The 21,803-nt window shown below is 38.2% G+C and carries 20 protein-coding genes; 9 read left to right on the top strand and 11 right to left on the bottom strand.

Annotated elements, in window-relative coordinates; translation table 11 throughout:
* Positions 1–120: 120 nt before the first annotated feature.
* The 3 genes from GILLI_RS09170 to GILLI_RS09180 form a co-directional block, all read right to left on the bottom strand.
* Complete coding sequence (locus tag GILLI_RS09170; protein WP_006988824.1) at positions 121–3,093, bottom strand: T9SS type A sorting domain-containing protein; 2,973 nt, start codon at positions 3,091–3,093, stop codon at positions 121–123.
* Positions 3,094–3,210: 117 nt separating this feature from the next.
* The gene (locus GILLI_RS09175) at positions 3,211–4,749 is read right to left on the bottom strand and encodes a glycine--tRNA ligase (protein WP_006988825.1); all 1,539 of its coding nucleotides are present in this window, start codon (positions 4,747–4,749) and stop codon (positions 3,211–3,213) included.
* Positions 4,750–4,816: 67 nt separating this feature from the next.
* Complete coding sequence (locus GILLI_RS09180) at positions 4,817–5,701, bottom strand: hypothetical protein (RefSeq protein ID WP_156798660.1); 885 nt, start codon at positions 5,699–5,701, stop codon at positions 4,817–4,819.
* A gap of 204 nt (positions 5,702–5,905) precedes the next feature.
* Between GILLI_RS09180 and GILLI_RS09185 the strand changes: the two genes are divergently transcribed.
* The gene (locus GILLI_RS09185) at positions 5,906–6,439 is read left to right on the top strand and encodes a ComF family protein (protein ID WP_342633063.1); all 534 of its coding nucleotides are present in this window, start codon (positions 5,906–5,908) and stop codon (positions 6,437–6,439) included.
* 47 nt (positions 6,440–6,486) lie between these two features.
* Positions 6,487–8,097, top strand: a complete 1,611-nt coding sequence (locus GILLI_RS09190) for an Ig-like domain-containing domain (RefSeq protein WP_006988828.1) — start codon at positions 6,487–6,489, stop codon at positions 8,095–8,097.
* Here the strand turns inward: GILLI_RS09190 and GILLI_RS09195 are convergent.
* On the bottom strand, positions 8,084–8,863 hold the full coding sequence (locus GILLI_RS09195; protein WP_040506939.1) for an amidohydrolase: 780 nt from the start codon (positions 8,861–8,863) through the stop codon (positions 8,084–8,086). The genes GILLI_RS09190 and GILLI_RS09195 overlap by 14 nt on opposite strands.
* A gap of 98 nt (positions 8,864–8,961) precedes the next feature.
* Here GILLI_RS09195 and GILLI_RS09200 point away from each other — a divergent pair, with 98 nt between their 5' ends.
* Positions 8,962–9,474: a DUF1440 domain-containing protein gene (locus tag GILLI_RS09200; RefSeq protein WP_006988830.1), complete on the top strand. Its 513-nt coding sequence runs from the start codon at positions 8,962–8,964 to the stop codon at positions 9,472–9,474.
* A 1-nt stretch (position 9,475) separates the two neighbouring features.
* Here the strand turns inward: GILLI_RS09200 and GILLI_RS09205 are convergent, their stop codons facing one another.
* From GILLI_RS09205 to GILLI_RS09220, 5 genes are all read right to left on the bottom strand, one after another.
* Positions 9,476–10,633, bottom strand: coding sequence for a methionine aminotransferase (locus GILLI_RS09205; RefSeq protein WP_006988831.1), 1,158 nt, complete (start codon positions 10,631–10,633; stop codon positions 9,476–9,478).
* A gap of 81 nt (positions 10,634–10,714) precedes the next feature.
* A complete protein-coding gene (locus GILLI_RS09210) occupies positions 10,715–11,458 on the bottom strand; it encodes a succinate dehydrogenase/fumarate reductase iron-sulfur subunit (RefSeq protein ID WP_006988832.1) in 744 nt (247 codons plus the stop codon).
* 65 nt (positions 11,459–11,523) lie between these two features.
* Complete coding sequence (locus tag GILLI_RS19245) at positions 11,524–11,754, bottom strand: four helix bundle protein (RefSeq protein ID WP_217179272.1); 231 nt, start codon at positions 11,752–11,754, stop codon at positions 11,524–11,526.
* Positions 11,755–11,942: 188 nt separating this feature from the next.
* Complete coding sequence (locus GILLI_RS09215) at positions 11,943–13,946, bottom strand: fumarate reductase/succinate dehydrogenase flavoprotein subunit (protein ID WP_006988833.1); 2,004 nt, start codon at positions 13,944–13,946, stop codon at positions 11,943–11,945.
* A 3-nt stretch (positions 13,947–13,949) separates the two neighbouring features.
* Positions 13,950–14,666, bottom strand: coding sequence for a succinate dehydrogenase cytochrome b subunit (locus tag GILLI_RS09220; RefSeq protein WP_006988834.1), 717 nt, complete (start codon positions 14,664–14,666; stop codon positions 13,950–13,952).
* Between the two features lie 286 nt (positions 14,667–14,952).
* On the opposite strand from GILLI_RS09220, the gene GILLI_RS09225 reads away from it, so the two are divergent.
* The 3 genes from GILLI_RS09225 (at position 14,953) to GILLI_RS09235 (ending at position 17,582) form a co-directional block, all read left to right on the top strand.
* Positions 14,953–15,864: a DnaJ C-terminal domain-containing protein gene (locus tag GILLI_RS09225; protein ID WP_006988835.1), complete on the top strand. Its 912-nt coding sequence runs from the start codon at positions 14,953–14,955 to the stop codon at positions 15,862–15,864.
* The gene (locus GILLI_RS09230; RefSeq protein ID WP_006988836.1) at positions 15,861–16,151 is read left to right on the top strand and encodes a chaperone modulator CbpM; all 291 of its coding nucleotides are present in this window, start codon (positions 15,861–15,863) and stop codon (positions 16,149–16,151) included. Before GILLI_RS09225 ends, GILLI_RS09230 begins: the two co-directional genes overlap by 4 nt.
* A gap of 138 nt (positions 16,152–16,289) precedes the next feature.
* Positions 16,290–17,582 carry an aminopeptidase P family protein gene (locus tag GILLI_RS09235; protein ID WP_006988837.1) on the top strand — a complete coding sequence of 431 codons (1,293 nt, stop codon included), beginning with the start codon at positions 16,290–16,292 and terminating at the stop codon, positions 17,580–17,582.
* A gap of 101 nt (positions 17,583–17,683) precedes the next feature.
* Here GILLI_RS09235 and brnQ read toward each other — a convergent pair whose 3' ends face one another.
* Positions 17,684–18,982 (bottom strand): branched-chain amino acid transport system II carrier protein, encoded by a 1,299-nt coding sequence (gene brnQ, locus GILLI_RS09240; RefSeq protein WP_006988838.1) that lies wholly within the window; start codon positions 18,980–18,982, stop codon positions 17,684–17,686.
* A gap of 34 nt (positions 18,983–19,016) precedes the next feature.
* Here brnQ and GILLI_RS09245 point away from each other — a divergent pair, with 34 nt between their 5' ends.
* On the top strand, positions 19,017–19,787 hold the full coding sequence (locus GILLI_RS09245) for an alpha/beta fold hydrolase (protein ID WP_006988839.1): 771 nt from the start codon (positions 19,017–19,019) through the stop codon (positions 19,785–19,787).
* Between the two features lie 75 nt (positions 19,788–19,862).
* The gene (locus GILLI_RS09250) at positions 19,863–20,117 is read left to right on the top strand and encodes a DUF1660 family phage protein (RefSeq protein WP_245545653.1); all 255 of its coding nucleotides are present in this window, start codon (positions 19,863–19,865) and stop codon (positions 20,115–20,117) included.
* Here the strand turns inward: GILLI_RS09250 and thiL are convergent.
* Positions 20,114–21,169 carry a thiamine-phosphate kinase gene (gene thiL / locus GILLI_RS09255; protein ID WP_006988841.1) on the bottom strand — a complete coding sequence of 352 codons (1,056 nt, stop codon included), beginning with the start codon at positions 21,167–21,169 and terminating at the stop codon, positions 20,114–20,116. The genes GILLI_RS09250 and thiL overlap by 4 nt on opposite strands.
* Positions 21,170–21,430: 261 nt before the next feature.
* On the opposite strand from thiL, the gene GILLI_RS09260 reads away from it, so the two are divergent.
* Positions 21,431–21,760: a HesB/IscA family protein gene (locus GILLI_RS09260; RefSeq protein WP_040506548.1), complete on the top strand. Its 330-nt coding sequence runs from the start codon at positions 21,431–21,433 to the stop codon at positions 21,758–21,760.
* Positions 21,761–21,803 lie beyond the last annotated feature (43 nt).

Below are 21,803 nucleotides of genomic sequence, written 5' to 3' on the forward strand. Positions count from 1 at the left end.
AAATGATATTGGATGTTTCATCTTTTCCAAAAATAAGGAATCATGAGTGGTTTAAATAATTTGAATTGTTTTTATAAGCGGTTATTTTGGGCAAATGAAACCGGTTCCTTTCGACTCCGTCTATTTTACGATAAACCGTTTTACGATTCCAACCTCCCTGGTTCCAATTCTTAGCAAATAAACCCCTGTAGCAGCATAGGACATATCAAATTCATACAAATATCCCTGGCCGTTACTTTCCACTTTATTTTCCAATAATTTCTGCCCTAATAAATTATGAATGGTGACCCGCAGGGTTTCATCAAATTCTGTCTCCAGAAATACCCGGAAAATTCTATTCCCCTGATCTGAAATCACAAGGTTTGCTTCATTCAAAAGGAAGTCATCAATGCTAAGGGTGCTGTCTGTTATTCGTACACTATAATCATGAGTTGTTCCATAATCCATAACACTACAGGGATCATTAAGATCTCCATCAAAAGAGACATCCCCTGCCCGTATCCTTAGTAAATGAAGCCCTAAAGGCGCATTGGCAGGCAGTGTGAATTCATACTCATGCCAGGTACTTGCCGTAGGAATAACCTGGCTGGAAATCAATCTTTCTTCATCGTCAAAAACGCCGTTATCATTTAGATCTATCCACATAGAGAATTTCTCATTATCCTCCGGAGAATCAAATAAAGTTTTCACCCTTACCGTAAAAGTTCCTTCAGATCTGTCCAAATCTGTTGAAGACCCAATAAAATCACCATATCCTGTGGTACATGGAATTCTTTCGTTGAGAATATCTTCCAATTCAAAAGAAAATATTCCGTCTCCAAAACTTGTACAATCGGATCCTTCAGGAATACAGTTTAAATTTGCTACCGATTTTTCTACTCCGTCATTTTCGGGTTGACTGTCTCCGGTTAAATTGGTTTCGGCAGAAATATTATATCGGCCAGAAACAGAAAGATTGGCTCTTTGCGAAAAGGTATATGTCACATTTTCTCCCACCGGCAGCGTTCCGGAAAAAGTTTCATTTACACTTCTATTATTCTCAATTTGGTAAGAAACAGGAATGTTGGATTGTGGTTCTCCCCCAAAATTTTCTATTGTAACTGTTATTTCTTCAGAAGAAGTTAATTCCAAACCGGTAGAAGGTGCATCTATGGATGTTACCCCAACATCATTGGGAAAAAGGTTTCTAATAGTTCCGGAAAATTCATCATTATCCTCATTGTCATCGTCTGCTAAATTTGTGGAAGCAGTAATCTCATAAGCCTGTCCTACAATTCCCAAATCTGCTGAAGCGGAAAATGTATAATCTACAGAGCTTGTTCCAGGCAAACTTCCTGTAAATACTTCGTTTATGGTTTGACCTTCGTTGATGGTGTAACTTACAGGAATATTGGATTGCGTATTTCTTCCAAAATTTCGAATTGTAACAGTTATAGATTCAGAACCGGAAAGCGTAGCATCTTCAGGATTTGGGATTGCGATTATTCCAACATCATTATTAAAATCCGGAGCAAGCTTAAAAACACCCACCCTGTTTTTCCTATCTACACCATCAAAATATTCTCCATTGTGCCAAAAGGTAACGCCATCTGTAGGATCTAGCGTCAAATGGGCATAGTCCCCATACCGGGTGTTAGGATTAGGACTAAGACCTTCAACAATGCTTGCTTCAACCAGTGTCATTTCTCCTAATGGATCATTAGAATATCTTCCTGTATACCGTATCGAAGGAAATATTGGTGTTTCCGGACTATCGTCTAAAACTGTATATCCCAAACCTATATTTCCTTCTCTATCCATTCCAATACTTCCACTAAATCTATCGCTTTTGTCCGGAGCATAGGTTCCTTCCTGATAAACGCTCCAGGGGCCTCCATTCCTATCCTGTCTTAGTTCATACCATCTTATTCCGGCATGTTCTGCGGCGGTTGGATTTATATCCACCACAAAATTCATCACAACAGAATTATGGTTTGCAAATCTTCTATACTGGGTCATGTACATCATCGTAGCCTGCAAGGCATCTATTTCCGGAGCCTGATTGGGTTGTGCAAGATTGGAAAAAGCACCTCCGTCAAAAGTGGCAATAAATGGAGAAACTCCGCTTGCTGCGCCCAGTTCCTGGGATTCCCTAATAGTAGAATTTGTCAATAAATTCCAGTTTACGTCAATGTTCCAAATCTTTAAATGATCTTCCGAAACTCCTGCCCAGGCATCATCCTGAAGATAAATTATTGGTGAATTTCCCAAAGGAGGCATTTCCCCTCCCATGGCATGAAATCCTGCAGGACTATAAAAACCATTCGTATTGATACCTACCAATGGAAATGCTAATAACCTGGCAGTTTCCCCTATTAGCATCCTGTCTCTTTCAAAAACATATACCACCTGACTAGTACTTGCGGAATTAGAATTTTTATTAGTGGTCACGTAATACCCATCACTCCAAACCGAAATTTTTGGATAATCCGGCAAGGCACCATTTGTAGGAAATCTATAGGTATACCAACCATCATTTACTGGATCCGGCCCTTGAGATACGGCAACCAAAAAACTTTCAGGAGTTTCGCTGAATTGGGTGATCAAAAATCTGTCGGCGAATTCATCGTACAAAATAATGGGATCTCCCAGGGTTTCATTAGTGAATTCACCGCCAATACTGGAAAGGGAGGCTGGAGGCACAATTTGATTTCCACTTTTATCAAAGATGGAAAAAGCAGAGTTCCATCCGTTTACGTAATGATTGGGACCCGCAGCCCCTGTAGGATCGGTAGGCGTGGAACGGGAAGTTACTGCATCAAATGAAAAAATTGGTGCTTTTCCCGGGACTTCCCCCATCTTTTCCTGAAGTGCAGCGTCCGTGGTTTTAGGCAATCCCTTTCCAGGAACCACTTTATTGATTCCCCTATTCCTGGGGTTTACAATTTTATATTCTGTTGAGGGAGCTATTAATTTTCGTTTTGAAATTGAAGATACAGGAAATGCCTGGGCTGAATCGATATAAACTGGCCCTGAAATTTCTCTTTTCTGCGCATTAACCTGCAAAGAAATAAAGAAAATAAATACGGTGAAAAGAGAGTAAAATCGAATCATATTTTTAAAAACCAAAAATTTTAGATATAAATGTTTAAAATTAAGGAATTAATAAAAATTAAAAGAGGCAATTAACTATTTAATTGCCTCTTTTAATACATTAATACTATAAAAAATCTAACCCGTAATCCACTTCTTAAAATTCACCTCTTCCTCGATGATCTTTTTAAGCTCTGAAATAGGCACTCTTTTTTGCTCCATACTGTCCCTATATCTTACTGTTACTTCATTATCTTCAAGGGAATCATGATCAACCGTTATACAAAGCGGAGTTCCAGCTGCATCCTGCCTTCTGTACCTTCTTCCTATAGCATCCTTTTCGTCATATTGAACCCTGAAATCCCATTGCAATTCTTCAATTATCGTTCGGGCAAGTTCCGGTAAACCATCCTTTTTAACAAGCGGAAGTATTGCAGCTTTGGTTGGAGCCAGAACTGCGGGAAGTTTAAGCACCGTTCTGGAAGAACCATCTTTTAAGGTTTCTTCTTTTAAGGAAGAGGATAAAACCGCCAAAAACATCCTATCCAAACCTATGGAAGTTTCAATCACGTAAGGCACATAGGTTTCATTTAATTCCGGATCAAAAAACCGCAATTTTTTACCAGAATGTTCTTCGTGAGCTTTTAGATCAAAATCTGTCCGGGAATGGATACCTTCCAGTTCTTTAAATCCAAAAGGGAAATCAAATTCTATATCGGCAGCGGCATTGGCATAATGAGCCAGCTTATCATGATCGTGAAAACGGTAATTTTCCACTCCAAGGTTTAAGGAATAATGCCATTTAATTCGTTCTTCTTTCCAGTGTTCATACCACTTCATTTCATCTCCGGGTCGTACAAAAAATTGCATTTCCATTTGCTCAAATTCCCGCATTCTGAAAATAAACTGGCGCGCTACGATCTCATTTCTAAAGGCTTTTCCAGTTTGAGCAATTCCGAAAGGAATTTTCATTCTTCCGGTTTTTTGCACATTTGAAAAGTTTACAAAAATACCCTGGGCGGTTTCCGGTCTTAAATATAAATCTGAAGAAGTCTCAGCCGAAGCTCCCATTTTGGTGCCAAACATAAGATTAAACTGGCGCACATCGGTCCAGTTTTTTGACCCGGTTTCCGGATCGGCTATTTCGAGTTCTTCAATTAAAGCTTTCACATCCTTTAAATCTTCACGTGTAAGGGAATCTCCTAAACGCTTTAAAATATCCTTACGCTGTGTGAGGTATTTTCCAACCCGGTCATTTGTTGCAACAAATTGCTCTTCATCAAAAGAATCTCCGAAGCGTTTTTTCGCCTTGTCGATCTCCTTTTGTGCTTTTTGCAACAGTTTTTCAGCGAAATCTTCCACCAAAACATCTGCACGGTAGCGTTTTTTGGAATCTTTATTATCTATCAATGGGTCGTTAAAAGCATCTACGTGTCCGGATGCCACCCAGGTCTTTGGGTGCATAAGAATAGAAGCATCTATTCCCACGATGTTTTGATTGAGTTGCACCATGCTCTTCCACCAGTATTCCCGGATGTTTTTCTTCAACTCTGCGCCATTTTGCCCGTAGTCGTATACAGCACTTAGCCCATCATAAATCTCACTGGATGCGAAAATATACCCATACTCTTTGGCATGGGAAATCACATTCTTAAATAAATCTTCTTGTTTTGCCATAGCGCAAAAATAAAAAAACCGCCTTGATAAAGCTCAAGGCGGTTCCTGATTTTTTAATTTTAATTAGTTATCTCAAATTGAATGAGGAAGTTCCTATTAGTTCAGGCCCTGCATAAACATATACTTTATAAGTTCCCTCAATAAGTTTTTCTTGTTTGGTTTTTGAAAGAACACACACGTCAAGTTCTTCATTTTCATAAAAAATTCTGGATTGTGCACTGTAAACCATCACTCCACCTCCGTGTTGAACTGCGATTTCATCGCCTACCAATTCATTCCTTGGGTTATAAACCTGAATATACATATCTCTTTCTCCTGCCTGTGCAAGCGCATTTTCAGTAATGGTAAAGCACGTTCGAATCTGGTCTATTCTTCCGGTTTTATCGTTTGTAACGAGTTTCCCATTATTTCGAACAATTACTCCTTCCCCTAAAAGGGACGTTATTTTTAACTGGGCAGCTTTATCGACCTTGGTGGAAAGATTTTGATTGGTTTGAGAAAGAGAATCCGCCATCCTTGTCCTTTCTGCCAAAACATTTTGCGTACTGTCTATAGTTGAATATAGCATTCTGTTTTGGTTGCTCAAACTGTCTACTACTTTAAATAAACGATCTTTTTCATTTTTAAGGGTTCCAATTTCTCTTCTGTATCTGGAAATAAGTACAAGGTTTGCCTCGGAGTCCTTCACAGAATCTAAAAGCACTACAATACGTTCCCTGGCATTTACCAGATCCTGATCCATCACCTCATTCGTAGCGATCGCTTCATCATACTTAACGATCAGGTCGTTGAGTTCATCCTCAATTACTGCTTTTTCCTTTTGCAGAATTGCCTTATTTTCTTTTTCTTCATTATAAAATTTTATGGTATAAATTCCAAGTGCCACAAGAGCCACGGCCAAAATACCGGTCAAAATCTTTAGGGCGGTATTGTTTTTCTGTTCGGTCATCATTTTAGAGATTTAGTTTGTAAATTTATTGGTAAAAGCATCTAAATTACAATTCCTTAACATATGTTTCACGATTTTATCAATTTATTTTACCCCAGGCTTTGCCAGATCTGCGATAGCTCCTTGATGAGAAGTGAAACGGTACTGTGCTTAAAATGTATTCATCAGCTTCCGGTAACCAATTTTCACCTTCAAAACGAAAATCCTGTGAAAAAAGTATTTTATGGACGTGTACTTGTTGAAAATGCCACAGCTTTGCTTCATTTTAGAAAGAAAGGTACGGTGCAAAAGCTTATCCATCAGCTAAAATATAAAGGACAGAAAGAAATTGGGGTTTATCTTGGGAAATGGATGGGAAAAGAATTGGCAGAAAGTTCCGAATTTAAGAAAATAGACATGGTAATTCCAGTTCCGCTTCACAAAAAAAAATTAAGGTCCCGGGGATTTAATCAGGTAGAAGGTTTTGGAAAAGAAATTGCCGCAGCCCTCCAAATTCCTTACGAGGACCAGGTCCTATTGAAAAAATCATATTCTTCAACACAAACAATAAAAATTCGACTGGCACGATGGGGTAATATAGAAGAAACTTTTGTTTTGGAAAATTCAGAGAAAATAAGTTACAAACATATATTATTGGTAGATGATCTTATCACAACCGGAGCTACCCTGGAAGCCTGCTCCAATATTCTGCGACATTCGCCAGGTATCAAAATTAGCATTGCTTCTATGGCAATCGCCTGATACCAAAATGAAAATTAATCGTTTCTTTGTTAAAAATTGGGATTTTCATGAAAAAGTATTTTTCTCTAATATTCTTACTCTTAATATCATTATTTTTAGTGCAATGTGCTAAAAAGGGCACGCCAACAGGAGGAAAAGTAGATTCTATCCCTCCCAAATTTGTGAGAGCTGCCCCAGAAAATTTCTCGACAAATTTCGATTCCAAAGAGATAAAGATAGTTTTTGATGAATTTATAAAGCTTGAAAAGGCCCAGGAACAAATTATTATTTCCCCGCCTATGTCTCCAAAACCGGATATAACCCCGTTGGGATTTGCCAGTAAGGATGTACGAATTAAAATAAACGACACCTTACAGGAAAACACAACCTATGTTATAAATTTTGGAACAAGTGTGACAGATAATAATGAGGGAAATCCTTTACCTTTTTTTAAATATGTTTTTTCCACCGGAAATTACATTGATTCTTTATCGGTCCAGGGAAGAATTGAAGACGCTTTATTAAAGGAAGCACCTTCCTTTATCTCGGTAATGTTGTATGAAGTGGATGAATCCTTTACAGACTCCCTTGTTTTAAATGAACCACCCAGGTATATTACCAATACGCTTGATAGTCTTAAAACATTTGAAATCACAAATTTAAAGGAAGGAACTTACCAATTGGTGGCTGTTCAGGACCTAAACAACGATTATAAGTATAATCCGGGAAGAGAGAAAATTGCCTTTATTGAAAATCCCATTAAAATTCCAACCGATTCCTCTTATACGTTGACTTTGTTCAAAGAAATACAGGACTTTAAGGCAGAAAGACCCAAACAAACAGGACTGCAAAAATTGCTGATTGGTTATAAGGGAAAATCTGAATTGGATAGCATACGCTTTAAACCTATAAGTGCAGTTTCCGATGATTTTGAATACCGAATTACAAAAATCACCGATAAAGACAGCCTTAATTTCTGGTATAAACCTAAAATTGAAATTGACAGTCTGCTTCTTGCTATTTCCGGGCCAAAGGGAAAAGACACCCTTCTTACCAGAATTACAGATATGCCAAAAGACACCCTTATTGTAAGCTCAGAACCTTCCGGAAATCTGGATTTTGGTAAAGATTTTTTGTTTAGAACCAATACTCCTATTTCAGAAAAAAACGATGGTCTTATAAGTATTGTAGGTCAGGATTCCATACCGGTCCCTTTTATTTCAGAAATAAATACCTTAGAGAATAGCCTTCGTTTAAAATTTGATAAAAACGAAAATGAAACCTATCAAATCACAGCGTTGCCAGGTGCAATAACCGACTTTTTTGACTCTGTGAACGATACCATCAAAAAGAGCATACGAACCAAAGCTTTTTCCGATTATGGTAATGTGCGTCTCAACCTTCAAAATGTAAGAGAATTCCCTTTGATTGTTCAACTCACAGATGAAAAAGGAGTGCTTAAATATGAACGCTATTCTATTTCAGAAAGCACTATAAGCTTTGATCTTATAATTCCCGGAAAATATTTGATACGTGTTATTTATGACCGGAATGAAAACAAGATTTGGGATACAGGAAATTACCTTAAGAAAATAAAAGCTGAAGAAATAATTTATTTCCCCGATTTAATTGATGTACGCCCAAATTGGGATGTGAATCAAACTTTTATTTTAAACTAAAGGTATCCCTGTCCTGCAAAAACTTTAATTTTTCGCGGGTTTCAGTAAGATGTGATTTATCAAGGCTCACAATTTGAGTGAATTCAGATTGATTATCATTCTCAAAAAGCGCTTTTCCCAAACAGTCATATACAGCTGTGTGGCCATTATAAACATGCTTATTATCATCGACTCCGGTCCTGTTTACTCCTATACAAAAAGACATGTTTTCTATTGCCCTCGCCTGTAATAGTACATCCCAGGCATGGATCCTGGTTTCCGGCCAATTGGCTACATAAATTAAAAGATCATAATCTTCAGTGTTTCTTGCCCAAACAGGGAAACGTAGATCATAACAAATAAGCGGACAAATCTTCCAGCCTTTATATTCCAGGGTCAATCGTTGTTTTCCGGCAGCGTAGGTTTCATTTTCCCTGGCAAGCGTAAAAGTATGCCGTTTGTCATAGGTTTTAAATGTGCCATCGGGATATACAAAATACAATCGATTATAAAACTTCCCATCGTCCTTAATAATAAGGCTTCCGGTAACTGCGCTTTTCTTTTGGGAAGCAATATTTTGCATCCATTTAAAAGTTTCACCCAGATGGACCTCAGCCAGATTTTCAGCATTCATGGAGAAACCGGTGCTAAACATTTCCGGTAAAATAATGAGATCTACCTCCTGATTTATAGCAGCTATTTTTTCCGAAAATAACTCCCTGTTTTTCGAAGGATTCTCCCAGGCGAGATCAACCTGAAGAACCGCAATTTTTAAATTTTCAATCATTCTCAAATTTAAAAAAATAAATTCTTCCATCCTAAATACTTGTTAAATCGTTGTTTTAAAACCGGAATATAAATAGTTTTAACTCAAATTAAATTACTATGAACTTACCAGCATTTTTTCAGAAGAATACATTTGCCTCAAGTACATCCCGGGGGCTAATTGCAGGATTTTTAGGCGGTCTTGCGGGAACAGCTGTAAAAAGTCTTGTGGAAAATTATCTCCCTGTTAGAAAAATAGAACAACGTTCAGCACAAATTAAAATAGTAGATGATTTGTCCACCATGATCACCGGCACCCCTATAAGCCATCAAAATGAAGCTTTGGCAGAGCAGTTGGTAAGTTTTCCATTTGGGGCAAGTCTTGGGGCAGCCTATGGGTACGGGAAAAAGGATAAAGATGATTATAATATCACCGATGGAGTTATTTTAGGAGCTTCTACCTGGTTTTCAACCCACGAAACTTCCCTGCCAATGATGGGATTAGAACCTAAACCTACGGATGTTCCCTTAAAAATGCAGGCAAATGAGTTATTTGCACACGTTCTTTTTGGAATAACTACCGAAGTGGTTCGCAGTTTAGTAAATCAGAGATTGAAACGCCAGCGCTATTAAGCTATTTTATATCGTTTAGGATTTCCGCAGCCTTTTCCAGGGTTTCATCGGTTTTGGCGAAACAGAACCTCAGTTGAAGGTTGTCCTTATTATCTATGTTGAAAACCGAAATAGGAATAGTCGCCAGCTTGTACTCTTTTATCAGCCTTTCTGAAAATTCAACATCTCCTTCATTTGTTATTTCTGAATAGTCCATCACCTGAAAATAGGTTCCCGCAGATGCCTTCGCCCTGAATTTGGTTGATTTCATCAACTTTAGGAATTTGTCCCTTTTTTCCTGATAGAAGCTCCCCAGCTGTAAATAATGTTGAGGATCTTTTAGGTATTCGGCATAGGCATGTTGCATAGGATGGTTCACACAAAAAACAGCGAATTGATGAACTTTCCTAATCTCCTTCATCAATGCTGAAGGAGCCACACAGTAGCCTGTTTTCCAACCTGTATTATGAAATGTTTTTCCGAAGGAAGCACAAATAATCGCCCTTTCCGCAAGTCCTGAAAAAATAGCAGCACTATGATGCTTATTATCATCGAATACAAGGTGTTCATATACCTCATCGCTAAGAAGTATTATATCGGTGTTTTTAAGCAAACTTTCCAGCTGAAGCATATCTTCTTTACTTAAAACTGTTCCGCTGGGATTATGCGGGGTATTGATGATGATCATTCGTGTTCTGGAAGTGATCTTCTTTGCTACCTCGGTCCAGTCTATTGTAAATTGCGCTCCCTTCAACTGAATTAAAACAGGAATACCTCCATTTAATTTAATGGTAGGCTCATAACTGTCATAAGCCGGTTTAAAAACGATCACCTCATCATTTTTTTGAACAAAAGCCGTTATAGCAGAATAAATTGCCTGGGTGGCGCCATTGGTAACTGTGACTTCAGTTTCAGGATTATATTTTCTTCCGTATAAACTTTCAATCTTTTCAGCGATGCGCTCCCTGAGTTTTAGCACGCCTGCCATAGGTGCATATTGGTTGTGACCGGCTTTCATGGCTTTGGTAACAAGTTCCTTCAAATAGTCATCGGTTTCAAAATTGGGAAAACCCTGAGAAAGATCGGTCGCATTATATTTATGAGCAAGCTGACCCATAATAGTAAAGATACTGTCTTTCTGATTTCGAATTTTGGAAGTTCTAAGTTGAAAGTTGGACATAGGTGCGTTTTAGAATAATATCTATAAAAAATCCCGAACTACAAAGTTCGGGATTAAAATTTTTATAAAGCAACGCTGATGTTATTTCACGCTGGCTTTCAAATATTCACGGTTCATCCTTGCGATGTTTTCAAGGGAAATACCTTTAGGACATTCAATTTCGCACGCACCGGTATTGGTACAGTTTCCAAAACCTTCCTTATCCATTTGTTCCACCATCGCAAGAACACGCCTGTCTGCTTCTATCTCACCTTGTGGCAATAAAGCAAACTGACTTACTTTAGCAGCTGTGAAAAGCATCGCACTTGCATTTTTACAAGCAGCAACGCATGCGCCACAACCTATGCAGGTAGCAGCATAAAATGAAGCATCGGCATCTTCCTTTTCAATAGGAATCGCGTTGGCATCCTGGGTATTTCCTGAAGTATTTACAGAAATATAACCTCCGGCCTGCTGTATCCTGTCAAAAGAACTACGGTCTACAACTAAATCCTTTATCACTGGAAAAGCGGCAGCCCTAAACGGCTCTATTGTAATAGTGTCTCCATCCTTGAACTTTCGCATATGCAGCTGGCAGGTGGTGACTCCACGATCCGGACCATGAGGTTCTCCGTTGATTTGTAAACTACAGGATCCGCAAATTCCTTCACGGCAATCGTGATCAAAACCCACCGGTTCCTCTTCCTTGTTGATTAACTGTTCGTTAAGAACGTCCAGCATTTCAAGAAATGACATATCCGGGTCTATCCCATCTATTTGATAGTTTTGAATTTTTCCTTTTGTAGTGGCGTTCTTTTGACGCCATATTTTTAGTGTAAGCTTCATGTGTGAAATGTGTTAAGAGTTATGTGTTATAGGTTAAGTGATCAAAATCAAATTACCTCTATCCATCACCCCGTTTTTGCTTTCTTTAGATAATTAATGTATCCATTTAAAATTGTTGTGGTTGTTTCAAACTCTAATTTGAATTCCTCCCAAGTTTCCTTACTTATATAATTTTCATCTTTCGCGTTCAAGACTTGATTTAAAGTTTCACAAAGCGATCCCCGGGCAATCCTGCAGGCTTGTATATTTTCCTTGTGCTTAAATCTCCCAAATCCTTCAGCAATATCATCTCCAATTGATCTTGATGATCATCTCCTTAGCTGACTAGTTCATGCGTACTTCTCTTCATTTGGAAATTTAGAAATTATTTCAATGGAAACAAATCTCCTTAAATCCCCCGAGGCTTTTCAACATTCCAATTCCTCAAATGAATTTAAACTCCCCATAACTCCTTACTCTTAACTCTTAACTCTTAACCAGGAACCTACTTGTAACTTCTTGTTTTTACTTCGATATTTTCGTAATTCAATTCTTCCTTATGCAGGATCGCATCTGCGGGTTGCCCTGTATATTCCCAGGCTGCCACATACATAAAGTTTTCATCATCCCTTAGTGCTTCGCCTTCCTCGGTTTGATATTCTTCCCTGAAGTGACCTCCACATGACTCATTGCGGTGAAGTGCATCCTTGGCAAAAAGTTCTCCTAATTCAAGGAAATCTGCAACTCGTCCTGCTTTTTCAAGTTCTGCGTTCATCTCATCCATGGTTCCGGGAACTCGCACTTCTTTCCAGAATTCTTCCCTAAGAGCTTTAATTTCGGAAATTGCCTTTTCGAGATCTGGCACATTACGGGACATTCCAACTTTGTCCCACATAATTTTACCAAGACGTTTATGGAAATAATCTACAGATTTTGTTCCCTTATTATTTACAAGTTTCTCTATTTCTGAACGAACTTTCCGTTCTGCTTCAATAAACTCCGGACTATCAGTAGAAATTGGACCGGTACTAATATCATCGGCTAAATAATTTCCGATGGTGTAAGGAAGAACAAAATATCCATCGGCCAAACCTTGCATCAGGGCTGAAGCTCCCAACCGGTTTGCACCGTGATCAGAAAAATTTGCCTCTCCTGTTGCAAAACATCCCGGAATGGTAGTTTGCAGGTTATAATCTACCCAAATCCCGCCCATCGTATAATGTACCGCAGGATAAATCATCATGGGTGTTTTATAAGGGTTTTGATCTACGATCTTTTCATACATCTGGAACAGGTTTCCGTATTTGGCTTCAACCACAGAAACTCCCAATTCCCTTATTTTTTCATCGGATGGGTTTTCTATATGCTCTGTATTTGCAGCTTCTTTCCCGTAACGCATAAAAGCTGCGCTAAAGTCAAGGTAAACTGCTTCTCCGGTTTTATTAACTCCGTAACCGGCGTCACAACGTTCTTTAGCGGCTCTGGAAGCTACATCACGAGGGACAAGGTTTCCAAATGCCGGATATCTTCTTTCCAGGTAGTAATCCCGGTCTTCTTCTTTAAGATTGGTAGGTTTCAATTTTCCCGACCTTATTGCTTCCGCATCTTCCTTCTTTTTTGGAACCCATATCCTTCCGTCATTCCGAAGGGATTCAGACATCAATGTCAGCTTAGACTGATGATCTCCAGAAACCGGAATACAAGTTGGGTGAATTTGAGTGAAACAAGGATTTGCAAAAAAAGCTCCTTTTTTATGGATTTTCCAGGAAGCGGTAACATTGCTTCCCATTGCATTTGTTGAAAGGAAAAATACGTTTCCGTACCCACCTGAAGCGATCACAACTGCGTGAGCACTGTGCTTTTCAATTTCTCCGGTTACCAAATTTCGGGCGATAATTCCACGGGCTTTACCATCTACTATCACAAGATCCATCATCTCATGACGGTTAAATGGAGTTATCTTACCACGATTGATCTGGCGGTTCATCGCAGAATACGCTCCAAGTAAAAGTTGTTGTCCCGTTTGACCTTTTGCATAAAAAGTCCTGGACACCAAAACACCTCCAAAAGAACGGTTATCAAGCAATCCTCCATATTCACGTGCAAAGGGAACTCCCTGTGCGACGCATTGGTCGATGATATTTCCTGAAACCTCTGCAAGCCGGTATACATTTCCTTCACGGGAACGGTAATCTCCCCCTTTTACGGTGTCATAAAACAAACGATAGACAGAATCTCCATCTCCCTGATAATTTTTTGCTGCATTTATTCCTCCCTGCGCTGCAATTGAGTGAGCACGTCTTGGAGAATCCTGGTAACAAAATGTTTTAACATTATAGCCAAGTTCTGCTAAAGTTGCGGCGGCACTACCACCGGCAAGACCAGTTCCAACAACAATAACATCTATATTTCTTTTATTAGCGGGATTAACAAGGTTGATCTCGTTTTTATGTTTGGTCCATTTATCTGCCAATGGGCCTTTTGGTTCTTTTGATTCTAATATTCCCATAGCTTAAATATTTTCTAAAATAAAATGTATGTAAAAGGGTATCACTGCAAATGCCAAAGGAATTAGTATGGCAAATCCCATCCCAAATTTTCTTATAAATCCATTGTACTTAGGATGATTTACTCCTAAAGACTGGAATCCGCTTGCAAAACCGTGAGAAAGGTGAAAAGCTACAGCCAGCATCGCAATTGCATAGGCAATTACCCAGATTAGGCCATATTGAGGATCTTGAAATGCCTGTAAAGTGATGGTATAAAGATCTTTTACTTCGGCACCACTTTCTGTGGTGTAAATTGTATTATCAAGCCCGCCAAATTTCATCTTAGCCCAGAACATATTCATATGCACTATTATAAAGGCAAGAATTACAGTTCCCAAAATTCCCATATTTCTTGAAGCCCACATTGAATTGGTAGAAGGCTTAAAACTTTCGTACCCGTGGGGGCGCGCTTTTCGGTTACGAATGGTCAATAAAACACCATCGATCGCATGAAAAAGAATACTTATGTAGGTTACATAAGAAAGAATCATAATCAACGGGTTGGAAGTCATGAACAATGCATATTCATTAAACTGATCCTTTGCTTCAGGGCCTACCGCCTGAAGTAATTGCAGATTTCCCAGAAGATGACCAACCAGAAATGTACAAAGAAAAAGACCCGTGAGAGCCATCCAATATTTTTTTGCTAAAGAGGATTTTAACAACGCAGATTTTGCCATAAATTAATGATGTTTAATAAAGTGAGCCAAAAATACGCCTCATATTAGTTTTTAACAAACTTTAAGCTTCTTTTAAATATAATTTAGACCTAATTTAAAGTAGTTTATAAGTTGTTTAATCTGCCACTTTATTTTTTGCAGGATCTTCTATTAAATGTGCTTAGAAAGTTGGTTTATTTGAAATGCTTCAAATACAGCCCAACACAAAATATTTTAAAGCGATTTTATAACCTGATAAGATTAGGAATCCTTAAATTAGAGGAAACAATATCTTGATCAAGACTACATGGAATTTATAGATTATTACAAAGTATTAGAATTGGATAAATCGGCAAGTGTACCAGATATCAAAAAAGCCTATCGCAAACTTGCACGGAAATATCATCCGGACCTTAACCCGAACGATAAAAGTGCCCAGGCCAAATTTCAACAAATCAATGAAGCCAATGAAGTACTTAGCGATCCAGAAAAACGTAAAAAATACGATCAATACGGTAAAGACTGGCAACACGCCGACCAATTTGAACAGGCTAAACAACAACAGCGAGGACAACAACGCGCAGGAAGCGGATTTGGCGGAGGTCAGCAATATTCCGGGAATTTTGAGGATGATACTTTCTCCGAATTTTTTGAGCAAATGTTTGGAGGAGGGGCAAGAACCAGAGGCGCAGGCAGAAGCCCACACTATAAAGGACAGGATTTCAATGCAGAACTTCAGCTAAATTTAACCGATGTTTATACAAGCCAGAAACAAACCCTTACCATTAATGGAAAAAATATAAGGCTCACAATTCCCCTGGGAGTTGAAAACGGACAAACCATTAGAATTAAAGGACACGGAGCCCCGGGAATCCAGGGCGGCCCAAAAGGTGACCTTCTCATCACCTTTAAAATAATCAATAATACCAATTTCAAAAGAGAGAAGGAAAGCCTATATAATACCGTAGAAGTAGATTTTTATAAGGCAATACTGGGGGGAGAAATAACTGTAGATACCTTTACGGGAAAGGTAAAACTCCAGGTAAAACCAGAAACTCAACCGGGAATGCAAATAAAGTTGAAAGGGAAAGGCTTTCCGAAGTACAAAAAGGAAGGACAATATGGCGATATGTATATCACGTATCAAATCAAAATGCCTACAAACCTCAGTGAAAAAGAAAAAGAACTGTTTAGAGAACTGCAAAAATTACGCTCATGAATTTAGATGACCTAATAGCAACAGAGGAACTTTGTATACGATTTAACGTCGAGCACAGTTTTATAAGACAACTTTTTGAAAGTGGACTTATAGAGATTGTAACAATTAAACATCAGGAATATGTGCATTTTGATATGGTAGCAGAATTTGAAAAAATGCACAGGCTCCATTATGAACTGGACATTAACCTGGAAGGACTGGAAGCGATCAAGCATTTGCTGGAACAGGTGAAAAAACTACAAACAGAAAACCTGCAATTGAGAAACAGGTTGAATTTGTATGAATAGCAGAAACGTTAAAGAAATCAAAAATCTTTTAAAGTTAGTTTAACAGGTTTTGCCTTTAGCTTCTTTAATTTTGAAAAAATAAATAAAATCGCTTCAGTTTTCAATTTCTGAAGAAAAAACAATTCAAATCAATATTCTATGAAATACGATCTAATAGACCGTGCCCTGTTCATAAAAAACCGTAAAAATTTTTCAGCTCAAATGAAGCCAAAAAGTTTAGCTGTTTTTAATTCCAATGATATTTACCCTATAAGTGCAGACAGCACAATGCCTTTTCAACAGGCAAGGGATATTTTCTATTTAAGTGGAGTAGATCAGGACGCAAGCATTCTAGTGCTTTTTCCGGATGCACCACTGGAAAAACATCGCGAAATTCTCTTTTTAACCGAAACCAACGAGCATATTGCAGTTTGGGAAGGTGAAAAACTTACCAAAGAAAAGGCCTTTGAAACCAGCGGGATCAAAGCTGTATACTGGATTAAAGATTTTGAAAAGGTGTTTTTTGAAATAATGACCCAGTGTGAAACTATCTATTTCAACACCAATGAACATTACCGGGCAAATATTCAAACTCAAACCCGTGAAGCCAGGTTTGTTGAATGGTGCAAAAAGCAATATCCTGCACATCAAGTAGCAAAAAGCAACCCAATCCTCCAAAGATTGCGATCTGTAAAAGATCCAATAGAACTGGAATTGATGCAAAAAGCATGTAATATCACTGAGAAAGGCTTCAAAAGAATTCTTGATTTTGTAAAACCCGGCGTATGGGAATACCAGATAGAAGCAGAGTTCATGCACGAATTCCTTTATAACCGCTCGCGTGGATTTTCCTATACTCCCATTATTGCAAGTGGAAATAATGCCAATGTATTACACTATGTAGAGAACAATCAGGAATGTAAGGCAGGTGATCTCATCTTGCTGGATGCCGGTGCAGAATACGCCAATTACTCCAGCGATATGTCCAGGACTATTCCGGTTTCCGGCAAGTTTAGCAAAAGACAAAAAGAAGTCTATAATGCCGTGAATCGTGTGAAAGACGATGCCACAAAAATGTTGGTTCCCGGAACCATTTGGGCAGAGTATCATAAAGAAGTTGGAAAATTGATGACTTTAGAATTGATTGGTTTGGGTCTTTTGGATAAAGCAGCTGTTAAAAATGAAGATCCGGACTGGCCAGCATATAAAAAATACTTTATGCACGGGACTTCTCACAATATAGGACTGGATACTCATGATTATGGAATTTTAACCGAGCCAATGCTGGCAAACCAGGTATATACCGTGGAGCCGGGAATTTATCTGCCTGACGAAGGTTTTGGAATTAGGCTGGAAGATGATGTGGTTATTCAGGAAAAAGGAGAACCTTTCAACTTGATGCGAAATATCCCTATTGAAGCAGATGAAATTGAAGATATTATGAATTCATAATTTTTCTTCTGATACTATTCTCTTAACAACCTCTTCTAACCACCTCTTCAGAAATAAAACCTGACGGGGTGGTTTTTTTATCGCGGAGATTTCAAAAAATTCTAAGTTGAAGTTTTCTGGTCTAAAGGATCCTGCCTGATTATGTTCTCATATAAAACCGCCAGGACAAAAGCGATCAATCCGGGAAGCACCCACCCCAATCCATATAAAGCAAATGGGATGAGCTCTTGAATTTGCAAAAATAAACCTGTTGCAATTACATATTGCAAAGCGTCGGGAAGGCTAAACAAAATTATCACTGCAACCACCGCTCTCATAATAAAGCTAGTTCTGTAATTTTCAGGAAGCACATTCAGCAGGATCAAAACAATGGTAAGCGGATAGATAAGCATTAAAACCGGAAGTGCGATCTCTATAATTTTATTCACAGAAAGAGCACCCATCACGACGCCCAAAATACAGGCAATACTAACAGTTAAAGGATAGACAAAAGGTTTATTGATCCTTTCTTTCATAAAATCGGCAGTTCCGGTGATAATCCCAACTGCAGTAGTAAAACAGGCAAGCGCAACCAATAAAGAAAGCCCAACCTGTGCCATAGCTCCCAGATTTAAAAAACTAATTCCGGAAAGCAATTGTGTTCTGGTTATGTTTGAAGGGAATTCAGAATTCACAATCGCGCCATTATATATGAGTCCGCCGTAGACAAATAACAAACCTAAAGCGGCGATAATAGCTGCTGAAGTGATAATTTTCCTTATTTCTGGCGGCGATAAATCCGCTTTCAGTTTTACAGAGATGATGATAACCCCACCAACTACCAAAGCTGCAATAGCATCAAAAGTTTGATAACCTTCAAAAAATCCAAACAAAACAGGCATTTCTGTAATTGGATCTCCCATGGGTTTAAAATCGGAAAACACTCCGCTTATAATTATTGCCAAAAGCAACACCAGGATTGCAGGGGTTAAGAATTTTCCGATATTGTTGATTATGGAGGTCCTTTTAATTACAAAAAGGAAAACCAGCAAAAAATAAATGATACTTGTAGTGAGCGCACTGATGTCGAAAAAAGGCTGCACTGCGATCTCATACGTTACTGCAGCCGTTCTGGGAGCTGGTAGCACAACACTTATCAAGTAGATAAGCACGCTAAAAATAAGACTAAAAACGGGGGAGACCTTATTGGCAAAATTAAAAATACTTCCCTGCAATTGGGCGTGTGCAAAAATTCCTAATAAGGGTAATCCCACTGCAGAGATCACGAATCCCAATGCCACGAGATACCATTGTGAACCGGCAAAAAAACCCAGATAAGGCGGAAGTATAAGATTTCCTGCTCCAAAGAATAAAGCAAATAATGCAAAACCAACAAGAAATGCTTCTTTTGTAAATTTCATTTTGCTATTTAAAATATAATAATATATTATCGGTATGAAGTTGAATTACAAAAGCACCGAGTTGTTTTACACCACCAAAGGTACCGGAAATCCGTTGGTTTTTTTACACGGATTTTTAGAAAGCAGTAAAATATGGGAACCTTTTATAGAAAAGCTTTCAGCAAAGCGACAAGTAATTTGTATCGATCTACCTGGGCATGGAAAATCGGGAAATATTAGTGATATGCATACAATGGAACTTATGGCCGATGCTGTTCACGAAATTCTCAAACATCTAAAAATTGAACGTGCCAGCCTGGTAGGACATTCCATGGGAGGTTATGTGAGTTTGGCCTATATGGAAAAATTTCCCGGCATAACCAAAAGCCTGATATTGATGAATTCCACTCCCGAGGAAGATTCAGAAGAAAAAAAAACCAACCGGGACAGGTCGATAGCTATTATAAGGAAAAATAAAAAGGCTTTTGTAAGTATGGCTATTACAAATTTATTACCACCTGAAAACTATTTAAAATTCAAAAAAGAAATCGATGAACTTAAAAACAATGCGAATCAAATGTCGGAAGAAGGAATAATCGCGGCTTTAAAAGGTATGAAAATTCGTACAAATAGAATTTCGTTGTTAAAAAATTTTAGAAATCAGAAATATTTAATCTTAGGGAAGAGAGATCCTGTTTTGAACACTGATGACACTCAAAGTGTAGGTGATTTTTGCCAGTGCAAAATTATTTTAACTGAAACCGGGCATTTATCGTATATGGAAAATTATACAGAAATCGATGAAATTTTGCATTTCATCGATTAAATTTAACTTTTAGTCGATTTATTAACTTTTTTTTATACTTTTATAGTTCAGAAATTTCAATATCAAGCATTTATGATGAAAACAAACCCTAAAAACTTTTCGTTCGCAAAGTTAACGTGCAACTTATTCGGCCATAAACTGGAGGTATCCAAAAATGTGACCTCTCATATCCACGAATATAAATGTTCTAAATGCGGAATTGAAATGACAGATACTGCCGATGGTTTTCTCACAAGGTTAACACCAAAATTTAAAGAAACGAACGATTACATAGCCAAGATTTACAAAAAAAGAAGACTGCGGCAAACAAAACTTGCAAACGCTTCTTAATCCTCCTCCTTTTCCATAGCGTTCCAACCTTTGGCAATTAACGGGATCTTGGTATTTCCCCGTGTAACCAAATGCATTCCTTCCCTTGCTTCGGTCATATGACCTATAATTGAAAAATTAGGATTGGCCTTGATTTTTTCGAAATCCTCCTGTGCGACGGTAAATAACAACTCATAGTCCTCACCTCCACTCAAAGCAATCGTAGTACTGTCCAATTCAAATTCTTCGCAGGCTGAAATCACTGCAGGATCCAGCGGGATTTTATCTTCAAATAAATTAACCCCAACCCCGGAATTTTTACACAGATGTATTATTTCAGAGGAAAGTCCGTCGCTAATATCAATCATAGAGGTTGGTCTAAGTCCCAGATCCTTCAATAATGGCGGGATATCTTTTCTTGCTTCGGGCTTTAATTGCCGTTCGATAAGATATGTATAAGCATCAAGATCCGGTTGTGAATTTGGATTTACCTTAAAAACAGCTTTTTCGCGTTCCAGGATTTGCAAGCCCATATAAGCAGCCCCCAGATCGCCCGTTACAACCAAAAGGTCATTGGGTTTAGCTCCAGACCTGTACACAACGTCTTCCTTCTTCGCATATCCCAATGCCGTTATACTTATTAGCAATCCTTTTGTAGAGGAGGTAGTATCACCGCCCACCACATCGATGTTGTATATTTTTGCAGCAAGTTCAATCCCCGCATAAAGCTCTTCCAGCGCCTCTACCGGAAACCGATTTGAACACGCAATTCCTATGGTAATTTGAGTAGCGGTGCCGTTCATGGCATAAACATCTGAAAGATTTACCATCACTGCCTTGTATCCCAAATGCTTTAAAGGCATATAGGCCAAATCAAAGTGAACACCTTCCACCAGCAAATCTGTAGTCACAAGCGTTTGATTATCTTTAAAATCCAGTACTGCAGCATCATCCCCAATACTTTTAATGGTGGAGGATAATTTTGGCGCAAGATTCTTGGTAAGCAAATCTATAAGGCCAAATTCGCCTAATTCTGAAAGGTTTGTCCTGCTTTGGTGACTATCTTCTATCATGCCTGGTACTTTTTGTTTGCAAAATAAATGAATATTATTTCAACAATCAGAAATTTGAAAGCTTTTGTAGCGGTTTAATCTGGAATAAAGAAAAAAACCTGTGGTATTCAATACATTTAAAATGATATTTTAATGTTGAAATATGCATAGAAGCCTATTGGAAGTAGCTATAAGGCTATTCCTAAAACATATGTTTAGACTATGGTAAACCGCTTGTTTTGTAGTATATTTGTATCCAATTTAGAATTAATCTTGTTAACGATGATAAAGGTAAGCGAAGACGCCAAAAAAAGGATCTCATTGTTGATGAACGATGAAGGTTATGATGCAACAATAGACTTTGTGCGCGTTGGCGTAAAAAGCGGCGGTTGCTCCGGTTTATCTTATGAGCTGAAATTTGACAAATCTAAGGCTGATAACGATAAACTGTTTGAAGACAATGAAATTAAAATAGTTGTAGATAAAAAAAGCGTACTATATCTGGCCGGAACTATTCTTGAATATTCCGGAGGGTTAAACGGCAAGGGATTTGTATTTAATAATCCCAATGCTCAGCGCACTTGTGGTTGTGGAGAGAGTTTTTCATTGTAATGAGTTGAAAGTTTTAACGTTTTAAAAGTTAAAATGTAGAAAG

Origin of the sequence: Gillisia limnaea DSM 15749 (assembly GCF_000243235.1) — a bacterium.
Lineage (GTDB): Bacteria > Bacteroidota > Bacteroidia > Flavobacteriales > Flavobacteriaceae > Gillisia > Gillisia limnaea.